Source organism: Vibrio sp. V19_P1S1T109, from assembly GCF_002241375.1.
Lineage (GTDB): Bacteria > Pseudomonadota > Gammaproteobacteria > Enterobacterales > Vibrionaceae > Vibrio > Vibrio anguillarum.
The window spans coordinates 1-9855 of sequence record NZ_NDIM01000114.1 but is presented as its reverse complement, the minus strand read 5'-3'; the positions used below and the strand labels follow the sequence as shown (position 1 = coordinate 9855).

Sequence of the window (9855 nt, the reverse complement as noted above, 5' to 3'; positions counted from 1 at the left end):
AGCGAAGCGTCATTCACACTATGCAGTTTCTGTGACTGCTTTCGGTTTTTCTTCATCGGTAAGTTCGATGTCGCCTTTACCTTTGGAGATTCTAATTACATATATGGTTACGGACAGTGAGAACAAAATACCGGCAATGGTTGATGCTTGCATCGGTAAGCCAAAGCCTAATGCACTGTTATTAAGAATGAAGGTGGCACAAACCGTGGTCATAAACATCGCGGGGATAGTCGCAATCCAATGCAGTTTGTTGTGGCGTAGTAAATAGGCGGAAGCGGTCCAAAGCATCATTACTGCTGTGGTTTGGTTGGCAAAACCGAAGTAGCGCCAAATAATACCGAAATCCACTTGAGTGAGAATGGCACCCAAAACAAACAGCGGCAGTGCCATGAACAAGCGATTACGCAGCGTTTTTTGTTCCATATTGAAATATTCAGCTAAGATCAAACGACTAGAGCGAAATGCAGTGTCGCCTGAGGTGATGGGTAGGATAACCACACCCAAGAAGGCGATGATGCCGCCAAACACACCTAATAAGCCAAAGGATGCGCTGTACACAACGTTACCCGGGCCGCCGTTTTTCACCGCTTCTGATAAACCTTCCAATGAGCCAAAGAAAGAGAGTGCAATCGCACACCAGATAAGTGCGATAATGCCTTCACCAATCATGGCACCGTAAAACACGAAGCGGCCATTTTTTTCGTTTTCCATACAGCGAGCCATCAATGGCGACTGAGTTGCATGGAAACCAGAGATAGCACCGCAAGCAATCGTGATAAAGAGCGCTGGCCAAAGTGGTAGGTCGTTCGGGTTCATGTTGCTGAACATGTCGCTCATTTCAAAACCGCCCATCACAGTGTGTTCACTGGAAAGTGCAATCGCGGTCATTAAGCCAACCGACATAAAGATCAACAATGCGCCGAACAGTGGGTAGAAACGGCCGATGATTTTATCGACAGGAACGATGGTGGCGAGAATGTAGTAAGCGAAAATAATCACCACCATTGAGGTCATGCTCACAGTTAGACTCGTTTGCTCGTTAATCAGATTGGTGATCATCCCCGCAGGCGCAGAAACGAACACAACCCCCACAAGCAGTAACAGTACAATGGCAAAAATGTTCATAAAATGTTTGGCGCCATTGCCTAGGTAACGGCCAGTAATGGTAGGCACTGAAGCGCCGCCATTGCGTACCGACAACATGCCTGAAAAGTAGTCATGCACCGCACCTGCAAAAATACAGCCGACGACAATCCACAACATTGCTGCAGGACCATAGAGTGCGCCCATGATTGGGCCGAAAATTGGGCCTACGCCAGCAATATTAAGCAATTGTACCAAGTAGACTTTTTTGGTCGACATAGGAACATAGTCCACGCCATCACTCATGGTGTGGGCCGGTGTTTTACGGTTCTCGTCAATACCAAATACTTTTTCTACAAAAGCGCCGTAGATAAAGTATCCGGCCAGTAGGGCTGCGACACAGGTAAGAAACCACATCATAGCAATTGTCCTTTATGAATGAATTAAGCTCACTGTGGATAATAAAGGGCTCTGTGACGAGAAACATCTGCTTTTCCAGTGAGCGGCACTATAGCCAGTTAAGTGGCTATTTCACACAATAAGTGGTTTAGGGCTCGTCTCATCATCTGGATCAATAATGCTTTGCTGCTGGGAGGCAATGAGTGGCATCTTACAAGCAATCTGCTAGGCTAATTGAATGAAAATAAGAACTTAAGGACAACAATGAAAAAATTAAGTGTATTGTGCGCTGCTATATTGATGGTTGGGTGTGCGGCCTCTGATGCTGAATTAGCACAAAACGGAGATTGGCAACAAATTGGTTATCAAGATGGAGTCACCGGCCACGCTGAGCGCAGCTATAAAAAGCTTTCTGAGCTGGGTTCGGTGCAACAAGCCGATTACGAAGCGGGATACGTTAAAGGGCTAAGCGAGTATTGTAACCCCAATTTCGCCTATCAAATTGGATTGTCAGGACTATATTATGAAGGTGCGTGCGAAGGGACCGAGCAAGCACAGCGCTTTCGCATGGAATGGCAACGGGGTTGGAATGAGTTCACTAATTAACCCACCTATTGATGGGTTATCCATTTAAGATATCGCTATTAGAGAAAATATATGCATGAAGAGTTTATTGCTTTAGCTATTGCAGCCATTGGCGTTCTTGGTTTGACGTGCCAGTGGTTAGCATGGAAGTTGCGTCTTCCTGCTATTTTATTTTTATTAATTGCGGGCATTGTCGTTGGTCCGTTGACTGGGTGGTTAGAACCTCAGCAGCTATTGGGAGAATTATTATTCCCTTTGATTTCTCTTGCGGTTGCGGTGATTTTGTTTGAGGGTAGCCTCACACTCAACTTCAAAGATATTCGCGGCGTCAACCACACTGTGTGGAGCATTGTGTCGCTTGGAGCCCTAGTTTCATGGGGAATAACCAGCGTTGCGTCGTATTATTTATTGGACTTTGATTGGTCACTTGCGCTGCTGTTTGGCAGTTTGACCGTAGTTACCGGGCCGACCGTCATAGTACCGCTGCTACGTACCGTGCGGCCAAATGCTCGACTTTCCAATATATTGCGCTGGGAAGGAATACTCATCGACCCGTTGGGTGCACTGTTTGTGGTGATGGTGTATGAGTTTATTATCTCTAGCAGTGAAGCGCATAGCTTATACGTTTTCTCTTTAATTATTGGTGTTGGTTTAAGTATAGGAGCGGCCGCTGGCCAAGCCGTCGCTGTCATATTGAGGCGAGGCATGTTGCCTGAATATTTACAGCCTTTTGCTGTATTGGCTGTGGTACTTGGAGTCTTTTCCGCTTCTAACGCCATCGAGTCAGAGTCTGGCTTACTGACGGTGACGGTGATGGGGATGTGGCTGGCAAATGCTAAAAACGTCAATATTCAGCATATTCTTCATTTCAAAGAAAACCTGACTATTTTGCTAATCACTGGCCTCTTTATCCTTTTGGCTGCACGCATCGAGCTGGCTGATTTCCAAGCATTAGGGTGGAGTGCATTGTTGTTGTTGGTGGTAATGCAGTTAGTTTCCCGTCCGATGTCCATTTTTATTGCAACCGTGCGCAGCTCATTATCTTTCAAAGAGAAAGCTTTTTTGGCTTGGGTGGCGCCTCGCGGTATTGTGGCTGCTTCTATTTCTTCTCTATTTGCTATCAAACTGACAGCGGCAGGTGTAGAGGGAGCGACACTATTAGTGCCTTTAACGTTTATGGTCATTATTGGAACGGTGATTTTACAAAGTGCGACGGCGCGTCCTATTGCAATGGCATTGAAGGTGGCAGAACCTGCTCCGCGTGGTTTTTTGATTATTGGTGCGAATGACGTCGCTCGAGCGCTTGGAAAGGCGTTTGCGAAATATGATTGTCGCGTTGTGCTCACCGATTCTAACTGGGACTACATTAGTCAGGCGCGAATGGCGGGGCTAGCCAATTATTATGGTAATCCGATATCAAGCCACGCCGATGAATATTTAGATTTGATTGGTATTGGTCATGTGGTTGCACTTAGCCCTGATAAGCATTTCAATATTATGGCTTGCATGCATTTTCTCAGTGATTTCGGTGAAAAACGCGTATTTTGTTTGAACGATCATGCCAATGACAATAGTAGCGATAAACACAAAGTGGCTCAGGAATATCACGGTTTATCACTTTTTAATGGTGAAGTGAGTTATAAAAAATTAGCCAGTTTGATCAACCAAGGTGCAGAAATTAAGCACACAAAACTGAGCGAAAGTTTCACCTACCAAGATTATCTCCAGCAGAACAAAGAACATTTTGTTTTGCCACTGTTTATGGTGAACGTCAAAGGCCGTATCCAGATGCACCATTCTATTCAGGAGTTTTTACCTACGGAAGGTGAAATAGTCGTCTCGTTGATCAAACAGAGCCAGAGCCACTAGTGGCTCTCGTGTTCACTTTCCATTGCCCGGCGAAGAAAACCATCAGACTCAGTCAATTTATCCATAGCTTCTGCATAACTTAACCCCGTCAAGTGCATCAATATCGCTACTTTTACATTGTTGTTGCTTTGGGCTAATAAGTATTCAGCCTCAGCGCGTTCACAGTCGGTTGCTTGCATCACAATTCGCACCGCTCTGGCGATGAGTTTTCGGTTAGTGGCCTTAACATCGACCATTAAATTTTGGTAACTCTTACCAAGACGGATCATGCTAGCGGTGGTGAGCATGTTGAGTACCAGCTTCTGCGCTGTACCGGATTTTAAGCGCGTTGAACCGGTCAGAGCTTCTGGCCCAACGACAGGGCTAATGGCTATTTGCGCCAATTCTGCAATCGGGGAATCCGGGTTACATGATAGGGCAATGGTTGTCGCGCCCAAATCATTAGCATACTCCAAGGCACCGATGACATAAGGTGTTCGCCCACTAGCGGCAATGCCAACAACCACATCTTGATCCGTAAAATGAATACTTTTGAGATCTTGAATGCCGAGTTCTGCGCAATCTTCCGCCCCTTCTTTAGCACTGAACATGGCCTCTTTCCCACCGGCAATCAAACCAATCACCATCTGATCGCTAACCCCAAATGTTGGAGGGCACTCTGACGCATCAAGAACGCCTAATCGGCCACTGGTTCCTGCGCCAATGTAGATTAATCGACCACCATGTTTGAATGCATAGGTAATTCGATCCACGGCTAAGGCGATCTCCGGAAGGACTTTTTCGACGGCTAGCGGAACGTGCTTATCTTGTTGATTGAGCCGTTCTACAATTTCTTGTGCTGATAGTAGGTCAATATCCATTGTGTCAGGGTTGCGACCTTCGGAAATAAGGTGAGAAAGCGCAGAGAGCAGCGCGTCATTAGTCATACCATTCCTTACTTATTAATGAGTAAAATAGACCACACCCAACGAAGCGAGAGCGCTTGCTCCGGTTACTTCTGGTAGATTGCTGGGTAAATCATGCAGACGACGTTGAGCAAGCCAAGCAAAAGCCATTGCTTCCATGTAGTCACTATCCACCCCTTTATCGCTGGTGGGCATGATGCGCCAGTGTGCTAAATGGGCCTGCAAACGTTCAACCAATAGCGGGTTACGGGCACCGCCCCCACACAGCAGCAATTCCGGCGCTGGCCCACATTGGTAGTGTGCGACTTGCGTGGCGATGGTGAGTGCTGTGTATTCACAGAGTGTACGTTGCACATCTTCTGCTGCTAACGAAAACTCAGCCAATATCTGCTGAAGCCAAGGGAGATTAAACAGCTCGCGACCTGTACTTTTCGGTGCATTCAACGCAAGGTACGGTTCTTGATTGAGACGTTCGAGTAGTGGTTGGTGTACCTTTCCCGATCTAGCCCACATGCCATTGTCATCAAATTTATGGCCTGTCTGTTCAAAGCACCACGCATCCATCAACATATTGCCCGGACCCGTATCGTAGCCTAATACTTTTTGCTGCGGCCGCAGTACCGAAATATTAGCGATGCCGCCAATATTGAGTACTACAACGCTCGAATCGGTTGATTTGAAAATGGTGTCGTGAAATGCAGGGACTAATGGCGCTCCTTGGCCGCCGAGCGCCATATCTTTGCGCCGAAAATCAGCCACCGTGTCGATGCCAGTTTTGCTGCTGATAATATTGGCATCACCGAGTTGCATCGTAAAAGGCGTATTGTCGTTGGGTTGATGAAAAACCGTTTGGCCATGGCAGCCAATCGCGCGAATATCGCACGCTTGATAGCCTGATTGAGCCAGTAAAGCGATGACTGCATCAGCAAACAGATGGCCGAGCAAGTGGTCTAACTCGCCAATCTCTTGCACATTGGTTGATTGCCCAATACAGACATTCAGCAAACGCTGTTTGAGATCTTCTGGCATTGGGAAATCAGCGTGAGCCAATAAACGAATTTGGTTGCCATCCATTTCGACCAGCGCTGTATCGACACCATCCATGCTGGTGCCAGACATCACACCAATGTAGCGTTCAATGCTCTTCATTCGCTTCTCCTTCAACTCAAAAACAAAATCATTGTAATAGAAATTCAAAGCGAATAACCTCGTTAAATTAACTGTTTAAGTAAATTTTTGGAGTGAGCATGGGACCGTTGTGGCTAGATGTGGCAGGCTGTGAATTGAGCGCTGAAGACAAAGAGATTCTTGAGCATCCCACTGTCGGCGGGGTCATTCTTTTTGCGCGTAATTATCACGATAACGCGCAGTTGCTTGCGCTTAATAAAGCGATTCGCCACGCAGCAAAACGTCCGATTTTGATTGGTGTCGATCAAGAAGGTGGGCGAGTACAACGTTTTCGTGATGGGTTTTCGCTGATCCCTGCCGCGCAGCAGTATGCCAAGCAGAATAATGGTGAAGCATTAGCTCGCCAAGGTGGCTGGCTGATGGCGGCGGAGTTGATTGCTCATGATATTGATCTCAGCTTTGCTCCTGTATTGGATAAAGGTCATGCATGTAAAGCGATTGGTAATCGTGCTTTTGGTGATGATGTACAGAGCATCATTCGCCACAGTTCAGCCTATATGCAAGGCATGAAAGAGGCTGGCATGGCAACAACAGGTAAACACTTTCCCGGTCACGGCGGGGTAATCGCTGACTCGCATCTTGAGACGCCCTATGATGAGCGCAGCACGGTGATGGAAGAGGACATGGCAATATTCAAAGCGCAGATTGAAGCTGGAGTGCTCGATGCCATGATGCCTGCACATGTGATTTATCCTCACTATGATGATCAACCTGCCAGCGGTTCTGCGTTTTGGTTGAAGCAAGTACTTCGCCAGCAGTTAGGGTTCAAAGGATTAGTCTTTTCTGATGATTTAACAATGGAAGGGGCATCTGTCATGGGCGGTCCTGCCGAGCGCGCGCATCAATCGCTAGCCGCTGGATGTGACATGATTTTAGTGTGCAATCAACGCGCAGCTCAAATTGAAGTGTTGGATAATTTGCCGATTTTGGATGTGCCAGCGGCTGAGTCTCTACTCAAACGTCGTGCTTTTAATCTTCCTCAACTGCAAAGCACTGAACAGTGGAAACAAGCCTCAAAAGCGATGAAACGACTGCTTGGTGAGTAAAAAAATGGCGCTGTGCGTGAAAGCTTCAGCGCCGTTATTTTCTATTCGTTGCGGTTAGTGAAAACCCAGAACTTCTTTTAAATTTTTTAGATAACGTCGGCTGACGGGCACTTTGTGATCACTAAGGGTGATGATTTCCGCCAGCCCATTGTCCAATAATTTGATCTCTTTAATGGCCCTAGTATTGATTAAATACTGGCGGTGACAACGAACCAGTGGCGTTCTTTCTTCCAAAATTTTGAGCGTTAATTGGCTGGTGGCTCGTTGTAAATGGGTTTGCACATGAACACCACTGATGTCGCTCAAAGCAAACTCGACATCTTTGGTGGCAATGATCACAATTCGATTTAATCCAATGCAGGGAACTTGATCTAACCCTGCTGGTGATAAAATTGAAAAATCCTGCTTTTTGTGCCCTTGGCGAACTAAACGTTGCAGCGTTTTCTTTAAGCGCTCAGGGTCAACCGGCTTGAGTAGGTAATCAAATGCATTTTCCTCAAACGCTTGCAGCGCATACTGATCATAAGCGGTGACAAACACCACATTGGGCATCGTATCTGGGTCAAGCATCCCTAGCAGCTCAATGCCAGTAACTTGTGGCATTTGGATGTCGAGAAACACCACGTCTGGCTTTAGCTGATTGATTTTTTTTAACCCTTCGATCGCATTACTGGCGTGACCAATCACATCAACATCGCCCGTCTCTTCTAGTAGCTCAGTCAGTTCTTCCCGAGCGAGCAGTTCGTCATCAATAACCAGTGCCGATAGCATGTTATTCCCTTAGTTAAATCCTTGATGAGGAATGAGAAAGCTCATTCGTGTGTATTGATTAGCCAATACTTCCGTTTTTAGTGCGGCTTGTTCGCCAAATTTATTAGTTAAGCGTTTATTGACAATTTGCATGCCTAAACCATCGTAATCTTCATTCGGAGCTTGGTAACTGCCCGCATTATCTTCCACTACAATTTTGTATCCTTCCGTTTGCGCTTGGCTGTAGATTCGTACCCGTCCGCCTTCTAACAAGTTAGAGGTGCCGTGCTTTATCGCATTTTCTACCAGTGGCTGTAGAGTAAAACTGGGTACATTGCGCTCAAGCAGTAATGCATCATCGATGGCAATATCCACTTCAAGGCGATCGGCAAAACGCGCTTGTTCTATGGTTAAGTAGGCTTTGACATGTGCTAATTCTTCTTTAAGAGTCACTGTCTCAATATTTTGTTTGAGGTTACTACGAAAGAAGTGCGAAAGATGCTGGATAAGTTCTCGCGCTTTGTCGGGATCACGGCGGGTGATGGCACTAATGGTATTGAGCGCATTAAACAGAAAGTGGGGGTTGACTTGAGCATGCAGCAGTTTGATCTCGGCGCGAGAAAGCAGCATCTGCTTTTGTTGGTATTCGCCGTACAGAATTTGGCTCGACAGTAATTGTGCAATCCCTTCCGCCATTGACATGTTAATGGTTGAAAAAAGTTTACGCTTCGGCTCGTACAGCTTTATGGTTCCAATTACACGATCACCTGCTCTAAGTGGAATGATTAGCGCTGAACCGAGTTTGCAGTTTTTAGAGAGTGAGCATTGATAAGGGGAATCTTTTCCGTCGAGGTAAATAATGCGGTTTTTGGTGATCGCATCGAGTGTACTTTGTGATGAGATCGGCGTATTGGGTTTGTGGTGGTCATCACCGATACCGATAAACGCGAGTATTTTTTCTCTATCGGTGATGGATACCGCGCCAACATTGGTCATTTCGTAAACAATTCGAGCGACTTTACCTGCATTGTGTGGATTAAAACCGTTGGCCAAAATGCCAACTGAACGCTCAGCAATATTCAGTGCGCGACGGGAAAAGGTGGCGGAGTACTCTTCAAAAATGGTTTTTCTGTCTTGTAAAATGCTCATGAATAGCGCTGCGCCGACTGAGTTAGCGATGATCATGGGCGCGGCGATGGTCGAGACTAAGGCGTATGCATCAACAAACGGTTTAGCGACTAACAAAATCACCAACATTTGCACTATTTCAGCAAACAGTGTTACGGCAAAAACAATACTGGGGCTAAACAGGAGTCGCCCTTTGCCCTTTCTCAGTAAATAGGTGTGCAGCAATCCACCAATCAACCCTTCTGCAGTGGTTGAAATGGCGCATGCCACATCGGTAAAACCGCCTAAAGTGTAGCGATGCATACCGCCAGTAAATCCAACCGCAAACCCCACAATGGGGCCACCAAATAATCCACCCATGACGGCACCTATCGCCCGCGTATTGGCAATCGCATCGTTGATCTGCAAACCAAAATAGGTGCCCATGATGCAAAAGAGGGAAAACAAAACATACGTACTGATTTTGTGGCTAATTCGACTGGAAATGTTAAGCAGCGGCAAGAAAATGGGTGTTTTGCTCAACATATAAGCGAGAACGAGGTAAACACACATCTGTTGCAGTAAGGAAAGAATTAAATCCATGTCAAAAACCCGTTGGTTTGGTGATCCCCTTTTCACTTGAAGCTACAGTAGTATTGGCTTTGTTCATTTTCCTAAGCGTAGAGTTTTCTATATACATTAGGATTTATGTACGGATGGCCAGACTGTAACACCAATCTCTTTGGGTATGATTTACGATTCATCCTCACTATTTTAGGTGAGATAGAGAGAATAAAATACGCGTCAGCTTATATTTTTTGCTTTAATAGAAGATAAATACATGTGTAATTTTATTTTTACACATAATGTTTTTTTAAATTTACACTTGAAATGTTTTTAAAGCCTGTTAATTTGTCTTTTAT

General features: G+C 45.8%; 8 protein-coding genes. 3 read left to right on the top strand and 5 right to left on the bottom strand.

Annotated features, from left to right (window positions below; genetic code table 11):
- Positions 1–18: 18 nt before the first annotated feature.
- On the bottom strand, positions 19–1503 hold the full coding sequence (locus B9J87_RS05395) for a carbon starvation CstA family protein (RefSeq protein WP_094149665.1): 1485 nt from the start codon (positions 1501–1503) through the stop codon (positions 19–21).
- A gap of 243 nt (positions 1504–1746) precedes the next feature.
- Here B9J87_RS05395 and B9J87_RS05390 point away from each other — a divergent pair, with 243 nt between their 5' ends.
- A complete protein-coding gene (locus B9J87_RS05390; protein WP_094149663.1) occupies positions 1747–2088 on the top strand; it encodes a DUF2799 domain-containing protein in 342 nt (113 codons plus the stop codon).
- Between the two features lie 51 nt (positions 2089–2139).
- A complete protein-coding gene (locus B9J87_RS05385; RefSeq protein WP_094149661.1) occupies positions 2140–3936 on the top strand; it encodes a cation:proton antiporter in 1797 nt (598 codons plus the stop codon).
- Here B9J87_RS05385 and murQ read toward each other — a convergent pair.
- Positions 3933–4862, bottom strand: coding sequence for an N-acetylmuramic acid 6-phosphate etherase (gene murQ / locus B9J87_RS05380; protein WP_017048824.1), 930 nt, complete (start codon positions 4860–4862; stop codon positions 3933–3935). The two genes, B9J87_RS05385 and murQ, sit on opposite strands and share 4 nt — an antisense overlap.
- 15 nt (positions 4863–4877) lie before the next feature.
- Complete coding sequence (locus tag B9J87_RS05375) at positions 4878–5990, bottom strand: anhydro-N-acetylmuramic acid kinase (RefSeq protein WP_176429485.1); 1113 nt, start codon at positions 5988–5990, stop codon at positions 4878–4880.
- 98 nt (positions 5991–6088) lie between these two features.
- Here B9J87_RS05375 and nagZ point away from each other — a divergent pair, with 98 nt between their 5' ends.
- Complete coding sequence (nagZ, locus tag B9J87_RS05370; RefSeq protein ID WP_094149657.1) at positions 6089–7075, top strand: beta-N-acetylhexosaminidase; 987 nt, start codon at positions 6089–6091, stop codon at positions 7073–7075.
- A 54-nt stretch (positions 7076–7129) separates the two neighbouring features.
- Here nagZ and btsR read toward each other — a convergent pair whose 3' ends face one another.
- Together btsR and B9J87_RS05360 are read right to left on the bottom strand one after the other, a co-directional pair.
- A complete protein-coding gene (gene btsR / locus B9J87_RS05365; protein ID WP_017046291.1) occupies positions 7130–7846 on the bottom strand; it encodes a two-component system response regulator BtsR in 717 nt (238 codons plus the stop codon).
- Positions 7847–7855: 9 nt separating this feature from the next.
- Entirely contained in the window at positions 7856–9535 is a 1680-nt protein-coding gene (locus tag B9J87_RS05360) for a sensor histidine kinase (RefSeq protein WP_026027451.1), read from the bottom strand.
- Between the last annotated feature and the right edge of the window lie 320 nt (positions 9536–9855).